This window comes from Brevibacillus invocatus, from assembly GCF_003710915.1.
In the GTDB taxonomy this organism is placed as follows: domain Bacteria; phylum Bacillota; class Bacilli; order Brevibacillales; family Brevibacillaceae; genus Brevibacillus; species Brevibacillus invocatus.
The window spans coordinates 1-616 of sequence record NZ_RHHR01000091.1; the positions used below are offsets into that span (position 1 = coordinate 1).

1 protein-coding gene and 1 pseudogene are annotated in these 616 nt (G+C 43.0%); both read left to right on the forward strand.

From position 1 onward, the window contains the following. A partial coding sequence (locus EDM52_RS24140) for a helix-turn-helix domain-containing protein (protein WP_276330146.1) occupies nucleotides 1-244 on the forward strand: 244 nt, incomplete at its 5' end. Nucleotides 245-451: 207 nt separating this feature from the next. Continuing rightward, nucleotides 452-616, forward strand: a pseudogene (locus EDM52_RS24145) (DNA polymerase III subunit beta); the annotation flags it as partial.

Here is a 616-nt window from a genome sequence, read left to right on the forward strand (position 1 = left end):
CAAGCTCGAGGACTTTAAAGCGAAAAAACGAACCAAAACCGTCGCTTTTCCTCGTCAGATCGCGATGTACCTCTCCAGAGAACTGACAGACGCGTCTCTTCCGAAAATCGGCGACGAATTTGGCGGTCGTGACCATACAACTGTCATCCATGCACATGAGAAAATCTCTCGTGCCCTGGCGAACGATCCTCATATGCAGACAACGATCCAGTCACTTATTGAAAAGTTAAAAGCAAACCATTAACCTGTGAATAACGCAAAAAGCCTATACACAACTTACCCACATGTGTATAGGCTATCTTTTACGCTATTGTTCCACATATCCACAAATCCACAGGCCCTATTACTACTTCTGTTAAAAAGATATATCCTAATAAGATATGATAAAGGCGCTGCTGTTATACATCAGTCATGAAAAAATAATTGCAGTGATAGAGGGAGGCCCACGTTGATGAATATCACCGTTCAACGAGAAAAGCTGTCAAACGCCGTATCACATGTTAGCAAAGCCGTTTCCAACAGAACTACGATTCCGATTTTGACTGGGATCAAGATAAAAGCAGATGACGAAGGCTTGACGCTGACAGCAAGTGATTCCGATGTATCCATTGAGGTT